19 protein-coding genes and 1 other RNA gene are annotated in these 18717 nt (G+C 67.1%); 8 read left to right on the top strand and 12 right to left on the bottom strand.

Annotation, left to right across the window (positions count from 1 at the left end; all coding sequences use genetic code 11):
- Positions 1-39 precede the first annotated feature (39 nt).
- Together GGQ93_RS04600 and GGQ93_RS04595 are read right to left on the bottom strand one after the other, a co-directional pair.
- Positions 40-1080: a rod shape-determining protein gene (locus GGQ93_RS04600; protein WP_054765854.1), complete on the bottom strand. Its 1041-nt coding sequence runs from the start codon at positions 1078-1080 to the stop codon at positions 40-42.
- A 284-nt stretch (positions 1081-1364) separates the two neighbouring features.
- Positions 1365-2078 carry a TVP38/TMEM64 family protein gene (locus GGQ93_RS04595; protein WP_183215413.1) on the bottom strand — a complete coding sequence of 238 codons (714 nt, stop codon included), beginning with the start codon at positions 2076-2078 and terminating at the stop codon, positions 1365-1367.
- A 124-nt stretch (positions 2079-2202) separates the two neighbouring features.
- Here GGQ93_RS04595 and GGQ93_RS04590 point away from each other — a divergent pair, with 124 nt between their 5' ends.
- On the top strand, positions 2203-3408 hold the full coding sequence (locus tag GGQ93_RS04590) for a pyridoxal phosphate-dependent aminotransferase (RefSeq protein ID WP_054765856.1): 1206 nt from the start codon (positions 2203-2205) through the stop codon (positions 3406-3408).
- Positions 3409-3459: 51 nt separating this feature from the next.
- On the opposite strand, the gene GGQ93_RS04585 is transcribed toward GGQ93_RS04590, so the two are convergent.
- The 8 genes from GGQ93_RS04585 to serS form a co-directional block, all read right to left on the bottom strand.
- Complete coding sequence (locus GGQ93_RS04585) at positions 3460-4764, bottom strand: cation:proton antiporter (RefSeq protein ID WP_183215411.1); 1305 nt, start codon at positions 4762-4764, stop codon at positions 3460-3462.
- A gap of 110 nt (positions 4765-4874) precedes the next feature.
- On the bottom strand, positions 4875-5864 hold the full coding sequence (gene secF / locus GGQ93_RS04580) for a protein translocase subunit SecF (protein WP_054765858.1): 990 nt from the start codon (positions 5862-5864) through the stop codon (positions 4875-4877).
- Positions 5864-7456 (bottom strand): protein translocase subunit SecD, encoded by a 1593-nt coding sequence (gene secD, locus GGQ93_RS04575; RefSeq protein WP_183215409.1) that lies wholly within the window; start codon positions 7454-7456, stop codon positions 5864-5866. Before secD ends, secF begins: the two co-directional genes overlap by 1 nt.
- Before the next feature lie 35 nt (positions 7457-7491).
- The gene (gene yajC / locus GGQ93_RS04570; RefSeq protein ID WP_054765860.1) at positions 7492-7809 is read right to left on the bottom strand and encodes a preprotein translocase subunit YajC; all 318 of its coding nucleotides are present in this window, start codon (positions 7807-7809) and stop codon (positions 7492-7494) included.
- A 104-nt stretch (positions 7810-7913) separates the two neighbouring features.
- Entirely contained in the window at positions 7914-8951 is a 1038-nt protein-coding gene (locus tag GGQ93_RS04565; RefSeq protein WP_260171165.1) for a peptidoglycan DD-metalloendopeptidase family protein, read from the bottom strand.
- 287 nt (positions 8952-9238) lie between these two features.
- Positions 9239-9883, bottom strand: a complete 645-nt coding sequence (locus tag GGQ93_RS04560; RefSeq protein WP_054765861.1) for a protein-L-isoaspartate(D-aspartate) O-methyltransferase — start codon at positions 9881-9883, stop codon at positions 9239-9241.
- The gene (gene surE / locus GGQ93_RS04555; protein ID WP_183215407.1) at positions 9880-10671 is read right to left on the bottom strand and encodes a 5'/3'-nucleotidase SurE; all 792 of its coding nucleotides are present in this window, start codon (positions 10669-10671) and stop codon (positions 9880-9882) included. The genes GGQ93_RS04560 and surE overlap by 4 nt, the downstream gene beginning before the upstream one ends.
- Positions 10672-10797: 126 nt before the next feature.
- Complete coding sequence (gene serS, locus GGQ93_RS04550) at positions 10798-12228, bottom strand: serine--tRNA ligase (RefSeq protein WP_183215405.1); 1431 nt, start codon at positions 12226-12228, stop codon at positions 10798-10800.
- 268 nt (positions 12229-12496) lie between these two features.
- On the opposite strand from serS, the gene GGQ93_RS04545 reads away from it, so the two are divergent.
- Genes GGQ93_RS04545 through GGQ93_RS04530 form a run of 4 tightly spaced genes read left to right on the top strand, consistent with a single transcriptional unit; the run spans position 12497 to position 14504 of the window.
- Entirely contained in the window at positions 12497-13348 is an 852-nt protein-coding gene (locus GGQ93_RS04545; RefSeq protein ID WP_183215402.1) for a thymidylate synthase, read from the top strand.
- Entirely contained in the window at positions 13348-13647 is a 300-nt protein-coding gene (locus GGQ93_RS04540; RefSeq protein WP_183215400.1) for a nucleoside triphosphate pyrophosphohydrolase family protein, read from the top strand. The genes GGQ93_RS04545 and GGQ93_RS04540 overlap by 1 nt, the downstream gene beginning before the upstream one ends.
- Positions 13644-14174, top strand: coding sequence for a dihydrofolate reductase (locus GGQ93_RS04535; RefSeq protein WP_054765866.1), 531 nt, complete (start codon positions 13644-13646; stop codon positions 14172-14174). Before GGQ93_RS04540 ends, GGQ93_RS04535 begins: the two co-directional genes overlap by 4 nt.
- A gap of 9 nt (positions 14175-14183) precedes the next feature.
- The gene (locus GGQ93_RS04530) at positions 14184-14504 is read left to right on the top strand and encodes a YbjQ family protein (RefSeq protein WP_054765867.1); all 321 of its coding nucleotides are present in this window, start codon (positions 14184-14186) and stop codon (positions 14502-14504) included.
- 34 nt (positions 14505-14538) lie between these two features.
- On the opposite strand, the gene GGQ93_RS04525 is transcribed toward GGQ93_RS04530, so the two are convergent.
- Both GGQ93_RS04525 and GGQ93_RS04520 read right to left on the bottom strand, forming a co-directional pair.
- Positions 14539-15636: an NADH:flavin oxidoreductase gene (locus GGQ93_RS04525; RefSeq protein ID WP_183215396.1), complete on the bottom strand. Its 1098-nt coding sequence runs from the start codon at positions 15634-15636 to the stop codon at positions 14539-14541.
- Positions 15637-15711: 75 nt separating this feature from the next.
- Entirely contained in the window at positions 15712-16785 is a 1074-nt protein-coding gene (locus GGQ93_RS04520) for an Mrp/NBP35 family ATP-binding protein (RefSeq protein WP_183215394.1), read from the bottom strand.
- 74 nt (positions 16786-16859) lie between these two features.
- Here GGQ93_RS04520 and miaA point away from each other — a divergent pair, with 74 nt between their 5' ends.
- From miaA to GGQ93_RS04505, 3 genes are all read left to right on the top strand, one after another.
- Positions 16860-17741 carry a tRNA (adenosine(37)-N6)-dimethylallyltransferase MiaA gene (gene miaA / locus GGQ93_RS04515; protein WP_267904128.1) on the top strand — a complete coding sequence of 294 codons (882 nt, stop codon included), beginning with the start codon at positions 16860-16862 and terminating at the stop codon, positions 17739-17741.
- 16 nt (positions 17742-17757) lie between these two features.
- Positions 17758-18125, top strand: a transfer-messenger RNA (tmRNA) gene (ssrA, locus tag GGQ93_RS04510).
- A 90-nt stretch (positions 18126-18215) separates the two neighbouring features.
- On the top strand, positions 18216-18686 hold the full coding sequence (locus GGQ93_RS04505) for an SspB family protein (RefSeq protein ID WP_182713053.1): 471 nt from the start codon (positions 18216-18218) through the stop codon (positions 18684-18686).
- Positions 18687-18717: the final 31 nt, after the last annotated feature.

The following is an 18717-nucleotide window of genomic DNA, read 5'->3' as shown; positions in this document are numbered from 1 at the left end:
ATTTGCGGCCGGACTTTCGCCCAGCCGCGATCGAAAAAATCAGAGCGCCGAGTCGAGCACGCCCTTCATCCAGCGCGGATGCTCCAGCACGCGGCCGCAGCCGATGGCGACGCAGGACAGCGGGTCGTCGGCCACCGAGACCGGCAGGCCGGTGTGGTCGCGAATCTCGACATCCAGGCCGCGCAGCAGGGCGCCGCCGCCCGTCAGCATGATGCCCTTGTCGGCGATGTCGGCGGCCAATTCCGGCGGGGTGGCTTCCAGCGCGACCTTCACGGCCTCGATGATCTGGGTCACCGGCTCGGCCAGGGCTTCGGCGGCCTGGCGTTCCGAGATACGGACCTCGCGCGGCACGCCCTGCATCAGGTCGCGGCCCTTGACCTCGATCGACAGGCCTTCGCCGTCGGCCGGGATGCGGGCGGTGCCGATGTCCTTCTTGATCCGCTCGGCGGTCGTTTCGCCGATCAGCAGATTATGGTTGCGACGCATATAGCTGATGATGCTGTCGTCCATCTTGTCGCCGCCGACGCGGACCGAACGCGAATAGACGATGCCCGACAGAGACAGCACGGCCACCTCGGTGGTGCCGCCGCCGATATCGACGACCATGGAGCCGGTCGGCTCGTGGATGGGCAGGCCGGCGCCGATCGCGGCGGCCATCGGCTCGTCGATCAGGCCTACGCGGCGCGCCGAGGCGTTCAGGCAAGAATCATTGATCGCGCGACGCTCGACCGCCGTGGCGCCGGACGGCACGCAGACGATGATCTTCGGGTTCACGAAGCCCTTGCGGTTATGCACCTTGCGGATGAAGTGTTTGATCATCTCTTCGGCGACTTCGAAGTCGGCGATGACCCCGTCGCGCATCGGGCGGATGGCTTCCATGTGGCCGGGCGTTCGGCCCAGCATCTGCTTGGCCTCAATGCCCACGGCGTGAACGATCTTGCGTCCGCCGACGTTGCGCAGGGCCACCACGGACGGCTCGTTCAGGACGATGCCCTTGCCCTTCATGTAGATCAGGGTGTTGGCGGTGCCCAGGTCCATCGCGATGTCGTTGGAGATCGCGCCGAAAAGGGAAAAGCTCATGGGAATCGATACCGTTGTTCTTTGACCGAGGGCGTCAGTTTCGCAGTCGACCTGGCGACGCCCCGCCGTCCTGACATCCCCTTGCCGGACGGCTTCCTGATCGTCTTCGCCATGCCTACCGCTGGCCCGTGTGCCCGTATGAAACAGGGAATACAACCCCCTTCGCGTGCTGGACACGCGTTCACCCCCAGGCCTGTGGAAGCTTGGCGCTCAGGGCCGTTCACGATAGTGTCATGAGCGGCAGGGACTTCCTGTGAAACATCCTGCCAGCGCCTGCCGCGACGTCAGTCCCCACGCGCCTTTTCGCGACGCCTCACCCACTCCCGGACCCCCAGCATTAGACCCAACCATGCCAGGGCCACGCCCGCCAGGATCGCCGAGGTCCAGACCCCGTCGCCGCTGACGGCCGTCATGAAGGAGCCGCCGAAAAAGGCCACAAGCGCCGTCTTGGGCAAAACCCCCAGGGCGCATCCGGCTAGAAAACCCGGAAAGGACGCCCGCGCCGCGCCAAAGGCCATGTTGACCACGATGAAGGGCGCCGAGGGCACGTTGCGGATCATGAAGCTGGCGTAGAAGGCGTTCTGACCCACGAACCGGGTCAGCCGCCCCACCGTCTTGCCGCCGTGCCGCTCCAGCACCCGCGCGGTCGGCCCGCGCCCCATCCAATAGGTAACGGCGGCCGAGGCGGCCGTGGCGATCCAGCTGTACAGAAACCCGAACCAGGGGCCAAAGGCCACGACGCAGGCGGCGATCAGAATGAACTGAGGCGCGCCGAAGAAGGCTGCGACTGTGAACACGATCACGGCCGCAGGCAGGCCCCACGGTCCGTGCCGGAACCCGCCCAGCCAGGCCTCCAGCCGCGCCTCGGCGTCCAGCCCCAGCTGGCTCTTACCCACGGCGAACAGAGCCGTCATCGCGCCCAGAACGACAACCGTCGCCAGCACGGCGCGCCAGCGCCGCGCCTCCATATTGGACAGGAAATCGAGGATCCAGCGCATCAGACGCGCCGCTTATCACCCCGGCTGTACATTAGCGAGCCTGGGCGGATTGTCCCGGCGGGCCTGCGCGCGTAAGGAACCTCGCCCTCCCCGGCGACAACCTTCCAAGACCGATGGGATTCCCATGTCCAGCCTGCAATCTTCCGCCCTCGCCCGCGTCAAGCCTTCGGCCACCATCGCCGTGACCGCCCAGGCCCGGAAGCTCAAGGCGGAGGGCCGCGACGTGATCGGCCTCGGCGCCGGGGAGCCGGACTTCGACACGCCGGAGAATATCAAACAGGCCGCCATCGACGCCATTAATCGCGGTGAGACCAAATATACCGACGCCGACGGCATGCCCGAACTGAAGAAGGCTATTGTGGCCAAGTTCGCCCGCGAGAACGGCCTGACCTACGACGTGTCGCAGATCCACGTCGCACCGGGCGGCAAGCCGGTCATCTTCAACGCCCTGGTCGCCACCCTGAACCCCGGCGACGAGGTCATCGTGCCCGCCCCCTACTGGGTCTCCTACCCCGATATGGTCCTGCTCGCCGGGGGCGAGCCCGTGACCGTGATCGGCGAGGAGAAGGACGGCTTCAAGCTGCGTCCCGAGGTGCTTGAGGCCGCCATCACCCCCAAGACCAAGTGGCTGATCCTGAACAGCCCCTCCAACCCGACCGGCGCCGCCTACACCCAGGCGGAGTTGCTGGCCCTGGCCGAGGTCCTGCGTCGTCACCCCCACGTCTGGGTGCTCACCGACGACATGTACGAGCACCTCGTCTATGGCGACTTCGAATACACCACCATCGCCCAGGTCGCCCCCGACCTGATCGACCGCACCCTGACCGTCAACGGCGTGTCCAAGGCCTATGCCATGACCGGCTGGCGCATCGGCTACGCCGGCGGCCCCAAGCCGCTGATCGACCTGATGCGCAAGGTGGCCAGCCAGACCACCTCCAACCCCACCAGCATCAGCCAGTGGGCCGCGGTCGAGGCCCTGAACGGCACCCAGGACTTCATCCCCGAGCGCAAGATCGCCTTCGAGAAGCGCCGCGACCTGGTCGTCTCGATGCTGAACCAGGCGACCGGGATCACCTGTGCTGTGCCGGAAGGCGCCTTCTACGTCTATCCGTCCATCGCCGGCCTGATCGGCAAGACGACGGAATCGGGCGTGGTCATCGACGGCGACTCGACCTTCGCCGCCGAGCTGCTGAACGCCGAGGGCGTCGCCGTGGTCCAGGGCGAGGCCTTCGGCCTGTCGCCCTATTTCCGCATCAGCTACGCCACCTCCGACGCCGTGCTGGAAGAGGCCTGCACCCGCATCCAGCGCTTCGCCGCCTCGCTGCGTTGATTTTTCCACCGGACGGACGCCTCTGTGTCCGTCCGGATCGACGGCCCCAGTTCAGGCCGTCGCGCGAGGCGACAGTTGGGCTCCGTCGCCGTCCGGTTCATTCGGATCGCCCAGCTCCCCTCGCTCTCGCGCCCTGCGGCCATAGACCCATTCGAACAGCGGCGACGCCATAAGGGTCGTGATGATGGCCATCAGAACCAGGATGGAGAACAGGGCTGGGCCGATGACGCCGCGCTGAAGTCCGATATTGATGATGATCAGCTCCATCAGCCCGCGCGCGTTCATCAGGGCGCCGATCCCCAGGGCCGTGGCGTTGTCCTGGCCTGTCAGCCGGGCGGCCGCCCAGCAGGCCCCCCCCTTGGCCAGGACGGAGCCGGCCAGGATCACCAGGGTGACTGCGGCCAAACCGATATTGTCCACCATCGTCAGCTGCGTATTGAGCCCCGAAAAGGTGAAGAACATCGGCAGCAGGACCAGAACGGCGAAAGGCTCCAGCTGACGTTTGATCTCCGTCGTCAAAAGGCCGCGCGGCATGGCGACCCCCAGGATGAAGCCGCCGAAGACCGCATGGATGCCGACGGCGTCCATCGCCCAGGCGCTGAGCATGAACAGGATCAGGACGACGCCCAATACGCTCGGTCCGACGCGCCCCTCCCGCTCTGCGATCCGGCCTAGGGGCGCCAGAAGCCGGGGCCCCAAGGTCATCATGAAAAGGGCGAAGGCGCCGCCTCCGGCGATCGCCACCACCGCCACCATCGGGCCGGCGCCGAAGCTGGCCAGGACGATCGCCAATACGCACCACGCCCCGGCGTCATCGATGGCGCCGGCGGCCAGAGACAGCGATCCCAGCCTCGATCCGCTCAGGCCGCGTTCGTGAATGATGCGGGCCAACATGGGAAAGGCGGTGATCGAAATGGCCGCGCCCATAAACAGCATGGCCTGCCAGGTCACGATTCCGTCGCCGAACAGGCCAAGACTCAGTAGCCAGGGCGCGATGGCGACCGCGACCAGAAACGGCGCCGCCATACCGGCCAGCGACACGGCCGCCGCGCTGGTCGCATGGGCGCGGAAATGATCCCGGCGAAACCCCAGCCCGACCAGGAACATGTAGAGACCGACGCCCAGCTGGGCGCCGACGAACAGGATGGACCGCGACTCCTTCGGAAACAGGGCGGCCTGCAAGTCGGGAGCCAGAAGTCCGAACAGGGACGGCCCCAGGATCACGCCTGCGATCATTTCGCCGACGACCTGCGGCTGGCCCAACCAGCGCTTGGCCGCCCATCCCACCACTCGGCAGGCGGCGATGATCACCGCCATCTGCAGGAAAAAGGCGACGCTCAGCTCCGCATTGGTCATGCGATGATCCCTCCCCAGGGCGCGCCGTTCTTGAGAACGATCACAGGTCGCTCACCCTAAACGCCCTCGTCGCCTATTCAAGGCTCCCCCGCAGACCGAGGTCGTCTTGATCAGGGCCGGCTGGCCATGCCCAGCTTAACCGGCTTGGCCTCCTCGTTCAGGGCGCCGCGCTTGACGCCCCAGAGCAGGATGATCGGCGCGCCGACATAGATGGACGAATAGGTGCCCACGATGATGCCGAACATCAGGGCGATCGAGAAGCCGAACAGGGCTTCGCCGCCGAACAGGGCCAGGGCCGCCAGCACCATGACGGCGGTCACGCCGGTGATGATGGTCCGCGACAGGGTCTCGTTCAACGACAGGTCGATCACCTCGCCCAAAGGCATGGTCTTGTACTTGCGCAGGTTCTCGCGGAGCCGGTCGAACACCACCACGGTGTCGTTCATCGAATAGCCGATGACGGTCAGGATGGCGGCGACCATGTTCAGGCTGAACTCCAGCCGGAACACCACGATCAGGCCGAAGGTCAGGACCACGTCGTGCAGCAGGCCGATCACGGCGCCGAAGCCGAATTGCGGCTCGAACCGGAACCAGATGTAGAGGAACATCAGGCCGATGGCGACGGCCAGGGCCAACAGGCCCGAGGTGAACAGCTCGCCGGACACCTTGGACCCGACCACGCTGACGCCCGAATACTGCACCTCGCCGACCGTGCCGCTGATGGCGCGCTCGACCTGGTTCACCACCTGGGTCTGATCGCGGCCTTCCGGCACCTGGAAGCGCAGGATGGCGGTCGAGCCGTCATCGACATTGGTGTCGCGCCGGGCGATGCCCTGCACCTGGACGTCGCCCAGGTTCAGACCGTTCACCGCCTCGCGCACCCGGTCCAGCTCGATGGTCTGGCCGGCGGGCTTGGACACCTCCATCGAGGCGCCGCCCCGGAAGTCGATGCCCATGTTCAGGCCGGGCACGAAACAGCCCACGATCGAGGCGATGCACAGCACCACCGACAGGACGGCGGCGTACCGGGAGTATTTGACGAAATGGAAGTTCGTCTTCTGCGGCAGCAGTTTGATGAGGGGCCATCCACGCATCGCCATTACTCCGCGATCGGCAGTTTTTTGGGCTTGGCGGTCTTGAGCCAGTAGGCCAGCAGCACCTGGGCCACCAGAACCGACGAGAACACCGAGGTGAAGACGCCGATGCTCAGCGTCCAGGCGAAGCCGCGCACGGGCCCGGCGCCAAAGACGAACATGATCGCCGCCGCCACCAGGGTGGTGACGTTTGCGTCCAGGATCGTGCCCCAGGCCTTGGAGAATCCGGCGTCCATGCTGGCGATCACGCTGCGGCCCGTCCGGGCCTCGTCGCGCATCCGCTCATAGATCAGCACATTGGCGTCCACGGCCACGGCGAAGGTCAAGATCAGACCGGCAATGCCCGGCAGGGTCAGGGTCGCCTGGGTCAGCGACATGGCCGCCACGATCAGCACCCCGTTCAGGATCAGACCCAGCACCGACACGCCTCCGAACAGGAGGCCGTAGGCCAGGATCATGAAGACCACGATGATGACGAAACCGACGGCGGTCGACAGGGCGCCTGCAGCCACCGCGTCGGCGCCCAGTTCGGCGGTCACGGTCCGGCGCTCCTCGACGTTCAGCGGCGCCGGCAGGGCGCCCCCATTCAGCAGGTTCACCATCGTCGCGGCTTCCTGGATCGTGAACTGACCCTCGATGATGCCCGAACCGTTGGTGATGGCGCTGTTGATGCGCGGCGCGGAAATGACCTTGCCGTCCAGGATGATGGCGAAGGGTTTGCCGATATTGGCCGAGGTCGCCTCGCCGAACCGGCGGGCGCCCGCGCCGTCGAAGCGGAAGCCGATGGCGGGGCGGCCGCTCTGATCGGCATCGACAGAGGCCCGTGTGAGGTTCTCACCCGAGACCAGAACCCGCTTCTTGACCAGATAGGGCGTGCCCTGTTCATCGGTCAGCAGTTCGGCGTCCGGCGGCACACGCCCCGCCTGGGCCTCGGTCACCGAGTTTTCGGTATCCACCATCTGAAAGGTCAGCTGGGCCGTCTGGCCGATGACCTCCTCCAGCTTGCGCGGATCGCTCTCGCCCGGCGCCTGGACCACGATCCGGTCGGCGCCCTGGCGGGTGATCGAGGGTTCGCGCGTACCCAGGCTGTCGATGCGGCGACGGACGACTTCGATGGACTGATCGACCGCCGTCGATCCCATGCCGGCCAGGGCCGCGTCCGTATAGGCGAAGCGGACCCGGTCCGAACCGACGCGGCTGGCCGTCCGTTCGACCTGGCCGGACGGTCCCGGCGCGCCGGCGAGGCGGCGCAGGGCTTCAAAGGCGGCGGTCTGTTTCGCCGGGTCCGCCAAAGCGACCACGACGCCGCCCGCCTCGCGCTGGAGGCCGTTGGTGGCGATGCCCTCGCCGTTCAGGGTCACCCGCACGTCCTCGATCAGATTGGTGACGCGCTTCTCGCGCATCGCCGGCACGTCCACCTCGAGCAGCAGATAGGAGCCGCCCTGCAGGTCCAGCCCCAGGTTCAGGGCGTTCTTCGGCAGCCAGCCGGGCAGCGCCTCCCGCTGAGCCGGGCTCAGCAGGTTGGGATAGGCCAGCAGGCAGCCGATGATCGCCGAGGCGACGACGAGAATGATTTTCCAGCGCGACAGCTGAATCATGAGGACAGTCCAGGTTCAGCGATACGCTTCGGGTCTCAGGCCTTGGAGTCGTTGGCGGCGACGGCGGTGCGGTTGCGCACCTCGGCGATCATCGCCTTGACGACGCGGATATTGACGCTGGGCGCGATCTCGACATTGACCTCGGCCTCTTCGACGCGGGTCACCTTGCCGATGGCGCCGCTGGACAGGACCACCGTGTCGCCGCGCTTCACGGCGGCGATGGCGGCCGCATGTTCCTTGGCGCGCTTCTGCTGCGGACGGATCAGCAGGAAGTAGAACAGGATGAAGATGGCGACGATCGGCAGGAACTGCATGATCACGGCCATCATGCCGCCGTCAGCTGGGGCGCCCATGGGGTCTCTCCGAACACAAGGCGGGGCGGCCCTCGTCGGCGCCCCCATTAAAACGAGGCGCGGAACCTAGGGCCGCGCTTCGCGGATTGCAACGTAACGAACGATCAGCGCGGCAATACGCTCAGGGGATCGACCGCCACGGGGTCGTCGCCGCGCATCTGGCGGGTCTCGAAATGGATCGACGGGCGGCCGTCCCCGGCGGTCAAACCCACGGTGCCGATCTGCTGACCCGCGCGCACGTCGTCGCCGTCCTTGACCGTGGCCGAGCCCAGATGGCCGTAAACCGTGCGCCAGCCGCCGTTGTGGACGATCAGCACCGTCAGTCCCTGACCCACCAGGTCGTCGCCGACATAGGCCACGCGCCCGCCGGCCGCCGCCACGACCGAGGCGCCGGCCGAGGCGCCGATGTTGATCCCGTTGTTGCGCTCGCCCATGCCCACCGGCCCGAACCGTCTCAGGATGTCGCCCCGCACCGGCCATTGCAGGGCGATGGGTCCGCCGGCGACGGGCGTCGTCGTCGGACCGGGCGCGCTCTCGACCGGCCGCGTCTGGACCGGCCGCGTCTGGGCCGGCAGGGCCGGATTGCCCGAGGGCGGCGGCGGGGGCGGCGGAACCACCCCTGAGTTCGGCACCAGCACCCCGGCCGGGGACGGCCCCGTGGCGTAGGGATCGCGTCCCGTGTCCACGGCGGAATCGGGCAGAATGATTCTTTGACCGCTGGTGATCGCCCCGCGCGGCCCCAGGCCGTTCAGGTCGATCAAGGTCTGGACCGGCGTCTGGAACCGACGGCCGACGCCCGAGATGGTGTCGCCCGGCTGGATCACATAGGCCGCGCCCGGCGTCACCACGGCGGGCGGCGAAGACGGGGCGGGCGTCGCCGGATAGGTCGGCTGGGCCGGCGTGATCGAAACCGGCGGCGGCAGGGCTCCGCCGTCGATCGAGCCGACCGGCGCCGTCACCGGCGGCTGCTGATACGGCTGGGCGGGGGTCTGCGGCTGGGCCGGCTGACCATAGGGGCCCTGCTGGGCCTGCGGCTGGGCGCCTCCGACAGGAACAGGGCGCGTCGAATACTGCGGCTCGGACGGATAGGTCATACAGGCCGCCGCGCTCAGCGACGCCGCCACGATCACAACCGTTCTCATTCCGCCCGACATCACCGCCACCGGCCGCTCCTTACGTGGTTAAATCCGCGCGCCCGGTTTGCCCGCTCGCGCCGCGCAAGCCAAGCCCGCAATCATCGCCAAAGTGGGGCGAGAAGGTTAACGGCCGTCCAGACCCTCTCCCGCTTGCGGGAGAGGTGGCCCGGCGTCCGCGCAGCGGACCAGGGTCGGAGAGGGAAGTTTTCTTTCAAGAAGCATGACTTCCCCCATCGTCAGGCGTGTCGCTTCGCGCCACGACCTGACACTTCCCCCGCAAGCGGGGGAAGGCCTCACCCCTCCTTCGCCGTCCCCTCTACCAGGGGCACGAACCGCACCTCCGTCAGGCTTTCGCGCCGGAACGAGCCGTCGCCCTGCCCCACATAGCGGTGCAGGATCTGCACCGAGGTGCGGCCCACCGGCGCCACCAAAACCCCGTTGGGCTTCAGCTGTTTGAGCAGTTCGGTCGGCTCGCCCGGCGATGCGGCCGTCACCATGATCCGGTCGAAGGGCGCCTGTTCGATCCAGCCCAGGCCGCCGTCGCCGTGGCGGGTGATGACGTTCTCGATCTCCAGGGCGCGCAGACGCGCCTCGGCCTCGACCAGGAGGCTCCGATACCGCTCCACCGAATAGACATAGCGGGCCAGCCGGCTCAGCACCGCGCACTGGTAGCCGCTGCCGGTGCCGATCTCCAGCACCCGGTGACGGGGCTGGACGTCCAGAGCCTGGGTCATCAGGCCGACGATATAGGGCTGGCTGATGGTCTGGGCGCAGTCGATCGGCAGGGCCTGGTCCTCCCAGGCCTGATCCAGGAATTTTTCGTGCACGAAGACCGCGCGGTCGATGCTCTCCATCGCGCCCAGCACCCGGGGGTCCGTCACCCCCTGCTGGCGCAGCGACAGGATCAGCCGCCCGGCGCGGTCGTCGTGCAGGTTCATGCCGCCTTCACCGTCTTCGGCGGCGCCCCGCCCAGCACCTTTTTCAGGTCATGGACGCTGGCCATATGGGTCAGGTCGATGTGCAGGGGCGTGACCGAGATCCGCCCCGCCTCGATGGCCCTCAGGTCCGTGCCCTCGGCATGCTCCTGCTTCTCGCCGCGGAAACTCATCCAGTAATAGTCCCGCCCGCGCAGGTCGGTGCGCCGCACCGCGTGCATCTCGCCCACGTCGCGGAAGCCTTGCGTCGTCACCTCGATCTGCTCGACCCGTTCGGGCGGCAGATTGGGAAAGTTCAGGTTCATCACCACGCCCGGCGCCCATTTCTGGTCGAGCAGACGCGAAATGATGGCCGGGGCGAAGGCTTCGGCCGTCTCCCAGTGGGCGACCACCTCGTCATGGAACCTTTCCAGGCTCTGGCTCAGGGCGATGGAGCGGATGCCGAAGGCCATGCCCTGCAGCGCCCCCGCCACCGTGCCGGAATAGCTGACGTCCTCGCCGATATTGTGCCCCCGGTTCACGCCCGACAGCACCAGGTCGGGCTTCTCCGGCATCAGGTCGTTGACCGCCAGGATGACGCAGTCGGTCGGGGTTCCCGTCACCGAGAACCGCCGCTCGCCCGATTTATGAACCCGCAGGGGCTCGGTCAGGGTGATGCCCCGGCCCTTGGCCGACTGTTCGACGGCGGGGGCGCACACCCAGATGTCGTCGCTCAGGGTCCGTGCGATCCGCTCAAGGGATTCAAGACCTTCCGCCTCGATCCCGTCGTCGTTTGTCAGGAGGATTCTCATGCCATCTCCCCCCCTTGGGGGGAGACAGGCGCGCATAGCGCGCCAGAGGGGGGCAAGGCGGAACCGGCACGGGGGCGGAAGCCCCCCTCCACCGCGTCGCGGTCCCCCTCCCCCAATGGGGGAGGATTAAGCGCCCACATGGGTCAGACCTCCCATATAGGGCTGCAACACCGTCGGCACCGCGATCCGCCCGTCGTCCTGCTGATAGTTCTCCATGATCGCCACCAGGGTCCGGCCGACCGCCAGCCCCGAGCCGTTCAGCGTATGGACGAACTCGGTCTTCTTCTCGCCGGCGCGCTTGAACCGGGCGTCCATGCGCCGGGCCTGGAAGTCGCCGCAGTTCGAGCAGGAGCTGATCTCGCGATAGGTGTTCTGGCTGGGCAGCCAGACCTCCAGGTCGAAGGTCTTCTGGGCCGAGAAGCCCATGTCGCCCTTGCACAGCAGCATCCGCCGGAACGGCAGCTCCAGCGCCTTCAGCACCGCCTCGGCGCAGGCCGTCATCCGCTCGTGCTCGGCCTCGGAGTCCTCCGGCCGCGTGATCGACACCATCTCGACCTTGGAGAACTGGTGCTGACGGATCAGCCCGCGCGTATCCCGCCCCGCCGATCCTGCTTCGGCGCGGAAACAGGGCGTCAGCGCCGTCATCCGCATCGGCGTGGCGAGGTCGTCCTCGGACAGAATGGTCTCGCGCACGAGGTTTGTCAGGGAGACCTCGGCGGTGGGGATGAGGTAGCGGCGGTAGTCCGATTTTTCCGGACCCTCGAGGACGTGTTCGTAAAGTTCGCGATCAACTCCGGTTGCGTCTTGCCCCACTTCTCGCAGTTGATGCGAGCGAAACATCAGTTCGTGAGTGCGAGAGACATGTTCCTCGGCCTGATAGGTCGAGGTTTTAAACAGATCCTCTTCAAACTTCGGCAACTGTCCCGTTCCGAACATCGCCTCGTCCCGCACCAGCAGCGGCGGGTTCACTTCCAAATACCCGTGCTGGTCCGTCTGCAGATCCAACATGAACTGGCCCACGGCCCGTTCCAGCCGCGCCAGCTGGCCCTTCAGCACCGCGAACCGGGCGCCCGACATCTTGGCCGCCGCCTCGAAGTCCAGCATGCCCAGGGCCTCGCCCAGGTCGGCGTGATCCTTGGCCGGGCCGCCTTCGCGTGGGGTTCCCCAGCGCGAGACCTCGACATTGCCCGCTTCGTCCTCGCCGTCCGGCACATCCTCGGCCGCCAGGTTCTTCAACCCCGCCAGCAGGTCGCGCAGTTCCTTGCCGACGCGCGCCTCGACCTCGGCCGCCGCTGCGATGTCGCCCTTCAGCGACTCGACCTCGGCCTTCAGCCGGTCGGCCTCGGCCATGTCCTTCCTGCCCATGGCGGCGCCGATCAGCTTGGAGGCGGCGTTACGCTTGGCCAGGGCGTCCTGGCCCGTGGTCTGGGCGTGGCGCAGTTCGGCGTCCAGCCGCAGGATGTCCGCCACCAGCCCGTCGGCCTGATCGACCCCGCGCGACGACCAGCCCGCGACATAAACCTGGGGGTTTTCGCGAATGGCTCTGATGTCGTGCATGGTCTGAAACTTCGGTTGGGCGGGAGAAGCCGAACGCTCTACCCGCCCGCGCGGTTACGGGCAACGGCAGCGGGAGGGTTCCCCTCCACCACGCTTTGCGCGCCCCCCCCTCCCCCAGAGGGGGAGGAATGCGTTGACCGAAATCCTCCCCCTCTGGGGGAGGTGGCGCGGCGCGAAGCGCCGTGACGGAGGGGGCCGGGCCGTCTTTCCTGTGGACGCCCCTTTGGAACCGCGTGGCGAATCACCCCGACTGGGGCAAGCTGGCGGCATGAACGCTCAGGTCGCCTCTTCAGAACTTCAGGGCCGGACGGCCCCCGCCGACCACCCGGAGCGGCAGTATCTGGACCTGTTGCGCGACATTCTGGACAACGGCGTGCGCCGCGACGACCGCACCGGCACCGGCACCCTGGGCGTCTTCGGCCGCCAGATGCGGTTCGACCTCTCCAAGGGCTTTCCAGTCCTGACGACCAAGAAGCTGCACCTGCGGTCGATCATCGTCGAACTGCTGTGGTTCCTGCGCGGCGAAACCAACGTCGCCTATCTTAAGGAGAACGGCGTCCGCATCTGGGACGAATGGGCTGACGCCGAGGGCGAACTGGGTCCGGTCTACGGCAAGCAGTGGCGGTCCTGGACGGCGCCGGACGGCCGCGTCATCGACCAGATCGAGAAACTGGTCCACGGCCTGAAGACCAATCCCAACAGCCGCCGCCACATCGTCACGGCCTGGAACCCGGCCGACGTCGACGACATGGCCCTGCCGCCCTGCCACTGCCTGTTCCAGTTCTTCGTTGCGGACGGCAAGCTGAGCTGCCAGCTGTATCAGCGCAGCGCCGACGTCTTCCTGGGCGTGCCGTTCAACATCGCCTCCTACGCCCTGCTGACGATGATGCTGGCCCAGGTGGTCGGGCTGGAGCCGGGCGAGTTCGTCCACACCTTCGGCGACGCCCACCTGTATCTGAACCACCTCGAACAGGCCGAGCTCCAGCTCACGCGCGAACCCCTGCCCCTGCCGGTGATGAAGATCGCGCCGAAGACCGACCTGTTCGCCTTCGACCTGTCGGACTTTACGCTTGAGGGCTATGAAGCCTGGCCGCATATCAAGGCCGAAGTGGCCGTCTGATGGATCTCAAGAGTCTTCAAGCCGACGTCCTGCGCATCTCCGACATCTACGCCGCCAACTACGGCATAGACCGCGACCGGGACTGGGCGCTGCTCAAGCTTCAGGAAGAGCTGGGAGAGCTGACGGCTGAACATCTGCGCCTGTCCGGTCGGGCGCGCGGCGCGGGCGACGCCGACGCCCTGGGCGACGAGGCGGCCGATGTTCTGGGCATGCTGTTGATCTATTGCGCGAGCGCCGGGATCGATCTTGAAACCGCGATGCGACGCAAATGGCTGAAGTGGCTGGAGCCTGCGGCGTGACCGGGCCCGCTCGGATCGCCCTGGTCGTGGCCCGCGGCCGGAACGGCGTCATCGGCCGGGACGGCGACCTGCCCTGGCGGCTGCGTTCGGACCTGCAGAGATTCAAGGCGATCACTATCGGAAAGCCCTGCCTGATGGGGCGCAAGACCTGGGAGAGCCTGCCGCTGAAGCCCTTGCCCGGCCGGCTGAACCTGGTCCTGACCAAGGACGAGTCCTATGAGGCCGACGGCATGGCCAAGGGCGCCGTGGTCTGCTCCAATCTGGACGAGGCGATCGAGATCGCGCGCGAGACCGCCGAGGAGGACGGCGTGGACGAGATCTGCATCATCGGCGGCACGGCCCTGTTCGCCGCCGCCCTGCCCCGCGCCCGCCGCCTCTATATCACCGAGGTCGACGCGGCCCCCGAGGGAGATGCGGTCTTTCCGTCGTTCGACGAAACAGCCTGGGTTGAAGTATCTTCCGAAACCCATGCGGCGGGCGAGAAGGACGACCACGCCTTCACCTTCCGCGTTTTGGATCGTCGTTAGGAGCCCCTCATGTACGTCGCCACCACCAATGACCTGCCCGGTTTTCGCGTCACCCGCCACATCGGCCTGGTGCGCGGCGTTACGGTGCGATCCCGCAACGCCATTTCCGACGCCATCGGCGGCGTCCAGTCCATGCTGGGCGGCCGGGTCGGCGCCTATGTGAAACTGGCCGAGGCGGGGCGTCAGGAAGCCTATGACGAACTGGTCAAACACGCCCAGGCCCACGGCGCCAACGCCATTCTGGCCGTCCGCTATGACGCCACCGAGATCATGCCGGGCGTGACCGAGGTGCTGTGCTACGGCACAGCCGTGATCGTCGAGCCGGCCTGACCTCTCGGAAGGCCGGCCGGCCCGACGCCTCGGGTCAGGACAGAGTCATCAGGTCCGAGCGCTCGAAATTGCGCAGTTCCTCGGTGCGCCCGTCCCGAATCTTCTGCACCCAGTGCGGATCGGCCAGCAGCGCGCGGCCGACCGCCACCAGATCGAACTCCTCCTTCTCCAGCCGGCGCACCAGACCGTCCAGCGAGGCGGGTTTGGAGCCTTCTCCACCGAAGGCCGCGATAAATTCGCCGTCCAGCCCGACCGAGCCGACGGTGATGGTCGGCTTGCCCATCAGCTTCTTCGTCCAGCCGGCGAAGTTCAGGTCCGACCCCTCGAACTCCGGCTCCCAGAAGCGGCGCTGCGAGCAGTGGAAGACGTCGACCCCGGCGTCCGACAGGGGCGTCAGCCATTCCACCATCTGGTCCGGCGTCTCGGCGATCCGGGCGGCGAAGTCCTGCTGCTTCCATTGCGACAGGCGCAGGATGACGGGGATGTCGTCGCCGACGCCTTCGCGCACCGCCTTGACCACCTCGGCGCCGAAGCGCGCCCGCTCGGCGATGGTCGGCCCGCCCCAGCGGTCCTCGCGCACATTGACCCCGCCCCAGAAGAACTGGTCGATCAGATAGCCGTGGGCGCCGTGGATTTCGACGGCGTCAAAGCCCAGCTCCCGCGCCGCGCGCGCAGAGCGACCGAACGCAGCGATGGTGTCGGCGACGTCTTCTTCGGTCATCGGCTCATACTTGGCCTTGCCCGGCGCCGTCAGGCCTGACGGACTGTCCACCTTGCCCAAGGGCGTCCAATCAGCACCCTGCCCCCGCGCGGATCCGACGTGCCAGATCTGCGGCGCGATCAGGCCTCCGGCGGCGTGGACCTCGTCCACCACCGTCTTCCAGTGCGGCAGGGCCTCGCCGTGGAAAACGGGTACATTGACGTCGTTGCGGGCGGCGGGACGCTCCACCACCGTGCCCTCGGTCACGATCAGCCCCACACCGCCCTCGGCGCGGCGGCGGTAATAGCCGGCCACATCGGACGTAGGGACGCCGTTCGGGGAAAAGGACCGCGTCATGGGCGCCATGACGATGCGGTTGGGCAGGGTCAGTCCCTTGACCGTAAAAGGGCGAAACAGGGCGTCGACGCTCATTGGATCTCCTCGCGAAATGGCAAGGGTGAAGGTGGCGAATAGAGTTGCGTTTGAAAACCCCACGCCCTGAAGTTTCTACAACCCCAGAGAATCCGCCACTTGCTCGGCGATCACAGCGAACCGCACCGCGATCGCGCCTTCGGGATCCGAGACGACCACCGGCCGCCCCGCATCTCCGCCCTGGCGCAGAGCCGCCTCCAACGGCAGATCGCCCAGGAAGGGGACAGACAGGCGCTCCGCCTCGGCCTTGGCGCCGCCCTGTCCGAAGACGTCGCCGCTCATGTTTTCAATGAGGCCCAGCGTCGGCACATTCACCTTCTGGAACAGGGTGTGCGCCCGCCGGGCGTCGGCCAGAGCCACCTCCTGCGGCGTGGAGACGATGACGGCGCCGTCCAGCGGGGTCCTCTGGATCAGGGTCAGTTGCACGTCGCCTGTGCCGGGCGGCAGATCGACCACCAACACGTCCAGCGGCGCTTCGGCCGCGCCCCATCGGGTCTGGGTCAGCATCTGGGTGATGGCCTGGGACGCCATCGGCCCGCGCCAGATCATGGCGTCGTCCATCCTGGTCAGCAGGCCCACAGACATCGCTTTCAGTCCATGCGCCTGGTGCGGCACCATAGCCCCGTCCTCATAGGCGGGCTGGCCGCTGATCCCCAGCATGGTGGGCAGCGAGGGACCGTAGACGTCGGCGTCCAGAATCCCGACAGACAGCCCCCGTGCAGCCAGGGCTGCGGCCAGATTGACGGCCACGGTCGACTTGCCCACCCCGCCCTTGCCGCTGGCGACGGCCAGGACGCGCCGGACGTGGGCCGGGCGGTCCGTGGGAACCGGCGCCTTGGGACGTCCCTGATCCACGGCGGCTTTCGAAAGGCCGGCGGTGCGCGCGGGCTTGCCGAGCCCAGGCTTGGCCTCCGCCGTCAGGATCACCGAGACCCGGCTCATGCCGGGGATGGCCTTCAGCGCCGCCTCGGCCGCGTCCCTGACGGGGGCGTAGGTCGCGACCAGACTACGGTCCACCTCCAGGGCGAAGCCCGCCCGGTCCTCGGCGACGACCAGCCCCTGAACCAGACCCGAAGCATGGAGGCCCTGGCCCGAAACCGGGTCCGTGACGGCGTCGAGCGCGGCGATGACGGCGGAACGTTCGACCAAGACGGTCTCCACAAGACTTGCAGGCGATAAGGGGCGCGTTCTATCGCCCCTGGATGCCGCCCGCGAGCCTCGATTTGTCCAAGCCGCCGTTAGTCACCCTGATCGCCGGCCCCACCGCCTCGGGAAAATCCGCCCTGGCGTTGAAGATGGCGCGCGAGACCGGGGCGGTCATCATCAATGCGGACAGTCAGCAACTCTACGCCGACCTTCGTATCCTGACCGCCCGCCCCTCGCCGGAGGACGAAGCCCAGGCCGAACATCGGCTTTACGGCGTCGCCGACGCCGCGGAGGCCTGGTCCGTGGGAAAATGGAGTCGCGCCGCCCTGGCCATACTGGCCGAACTCCGGGCGGAGAATCGGCCCGCCATCCTCGTCGGCGGCACCGGCCTGTACTTCACGGCCCTGACCCGGGGCCTAGCGGACATTCCGCCGGTCGCGAGCGCTGTCCGCGACCAGGTCGAGGCGGACTTCTTGGTGCAAGGAGAGGCTCTGTTTCGCACCCGTCTGGCGGAAATCGACCCGGCCGCCGCCCAGGCCATTGAGGCCGGGGATCGACAACGGCTCGTGCGGGCGATGAGCGTCCACGCCGCGACCGGCCGGCCGTTGACCGCGTGGAAATCCCAGACCCAGCCGCTTCTGGCGCCGGAATCCTGGACGGGGCTTGTGATCGAACCTGATCGCCAAGTCCTTTACGCCGACTGCGACCGAAGGGCGGATCTGATGGTCGAAAATGACGCGCTAGATGAGGTTCGTCGCCTCGTCGCGCGCGACCTGTCCCCCGCCCTGCCCGCCATGAAGGCGGTCGGCGTGCGGGAGTTGGCCGCCTATGTCTCCGGCGCACTTGACCGCGAGGCGGCCGTCGCCGCCTTGAAACAGGCCACGCGAAACTACGCCAAACGCCAGCTCACCTGGTTCAGAAACCAGTGCCGCGACTGGAGCCGCATTCCCCGCCCCTGATCCCCTTGGCCGAACTGGACTTGGAAACCCGCCGGGCCACGCCTATATTGCCCTCGTCCGGCTTCGGCCGGACTATGGCGATAAAGGCGCCTGTAATAAGCGGACCGGACCCGGGTGCGATTCCCGGCGGCTCCACCATTCACTTCCCCGCGTTATCGGCGGAGGCGTCATGGGGCCGACTAGCATCGACGGACGTGTAAAGAGGATTGCTTTCGCTCGTCCTGGCCCACCGTATCGGGCCATTTTCTAACTGCGAACGATAACTTCGCTGGAGAAGTCGCTCTCGCCGCGTAATGCGGTTCGGGTGATTTCGAACCTTAAGTCCTAGGGGTTCAGATCCCTAGGCGGGGCCTGTCGGGAGCCTGGCAACAGAATCCCGGCGCTTATCCCGAACATCCGACGTCTTTACCCTATTCGCACCTTTCGCGCGCGCGCCGCCGCCGCTATCAGTCACGCTGAATTTGCGAGGTGACGATGACCGATCAGACCCCTCCGGTCGATGAGATGCAGTACGAGCGACTGGCGCACGAGGCTTTGCGCGGCGTGATCCGGTCTGCGCTCGATCATGTGGCCGCCGAAGGTCTGCCCGGCGCGCATCACTTCTACATCACCTTCAAGACCCGGGCCGCCGGCGTCAGCATCCCGGCGGACATGCTGACCAAATATCCCGACGAAATGACGGTGGTGTTGCAACACCAGTATGAGGATCTGCAGGTCGAGGCCGACCGCTTTTCTGTGAAGCTCCGCTTCGGCGGCGTGCCTCGCACCCTCGCCATGCCCTATACTGCGGTGACCCGCTTCTACGATCCCAGCGTCCAATTCCTGCTGCAGTTCGAAGAACCCGAGATCGTCGAGAATGTGGAAGACGCCACGCCGCCGGAAGATCCGGCGCCGACGTCCGACGGTCCGAAGGTCGTTTCCCTGGACCAGTTCCGCAAGAAGTAGACTCTTCCCTCACCCCGTCCTGGCGCTAAGC

The organism is Brevundimonas aurantiaca, from assembly GCF_014199955.1.
Lineage (GTDB): Bacteria > Pseudomonadota > Alphaproteobacteria > Caulobacterales > Caulobacteraceae > Brevundimonas > Brevundimonas aurantiaca.
Note: the sequence above shows the minus strand (reverse complement) of the source record. Positions and strands in the feature narration are given on the sequence as shown.

Coding starts and splice junctions, on each gene's coding strand:
- GGQ93_RS04585 (WP_183215411.1), bottom strand. CDS start 4,764: ATGACCAATGCGGAGCTGAGCGTCGCCTTTTTCCTGCAGATGGCGGTG.
- GGQ93_RS04595 (WP_183215413.1), bottom strand. CDS start 2,078: ATGCGCTGGATCCTCGATTTCCTGTCCAATATGGAGGCGCGGCGCTGG.
- secF (WP_054765858.1), bottom strand. CDS start 5,864: ATGGCGATGCGTGGATGGCCCCTCATCAAACTGCTGCCGCAGAAGACG.
- yajC (WP_054765860.1), bottom strand. CDS start 7,809: ATGGGCGCCCCAGCTGACGGCGGCATGATGGCCGTGATCATGCAGTTC.
- GGQ93_RS04590 (WP_054765856.1), top strand. CDS start 2,203: ATGTCCAGCCTGCAATCTTCCGCCCTCGCCCGCGTCAAGCCTTCGGCC.
- GGQ93_RS04600 (WP_054765854.1), bottom strand. CDS start 1,080: ATGAGCTTTTCCCTTTTCGGCGCGATCTCCAACGACATCGCGATGGAC.
- serS (WP_183215405.1), bottom strand. CDS start 12,228: ATGCACGACATCAGAGCCATTCGCGAAAACCCCCAGGTTTATGTCGCG.
- GGQ93_RS04560 (WP_054765861.1), bottom strand. CDS start 9,883: ATGAACCTGCACGACGACCGCGCCGGGCGGCTGATCCTGTCGCTGCGC.
- GGQ93_RS04540 (WP_183215400.1), top strand. CDS start 13,348: ATGGATCTCAAGAGTCTTCAAGCCGACGTCCTGCGCATCTCCGACATC.
- secD (WP_183215409.1), bottom strand. CDS start 7,456: ATGATTCAGCTGTCGCGCTGGAAAATCATTCTCGTCGTCGCCTCGGCG.
- GGQ93_RS04530 (WP_054765867.1), top strand. CDS start 14,184: ATGTACGTCGCCACCACCAATGACCTGCCCGGTTTTCGCGTCACCCGC.
- GGQ93_RS04505 (WP_182713053.1), top strand. CDS start 18,216: ATGACCGATCAGACCCCTCCGGTCGATGAGATGCAGTACGAGCGACTG.
- GGQ93_RS04525 (WP_183215396.1), bottom strand. CDS start 15,636: ATGAGCGTCGACGCCCTGTTTCGCCCTTTTACGGTCAAGGGACTGACC.
- surE (WP_183215407.1), bottom strand. CDS start 10,671: ATGAGAATCCTCCTGACAAACGACGACGGGATCGAGGCGGAAGGTCTT.
- GGQ93_RS04545 (WP_183215402.1), top strand. CDS start 12,497: ATGAACGCTCAGGTCGCCTCTTCAGAACTTCAGGGCCGGACGGCCCCC.
- GGQ93_RS04565 (WP_260171165.1), bottom strand. CDS start 8,951: ATGAGAACGGTTGTGATCGTGGCGGCGTCGCTGAGCGCGGCGGCCTGT.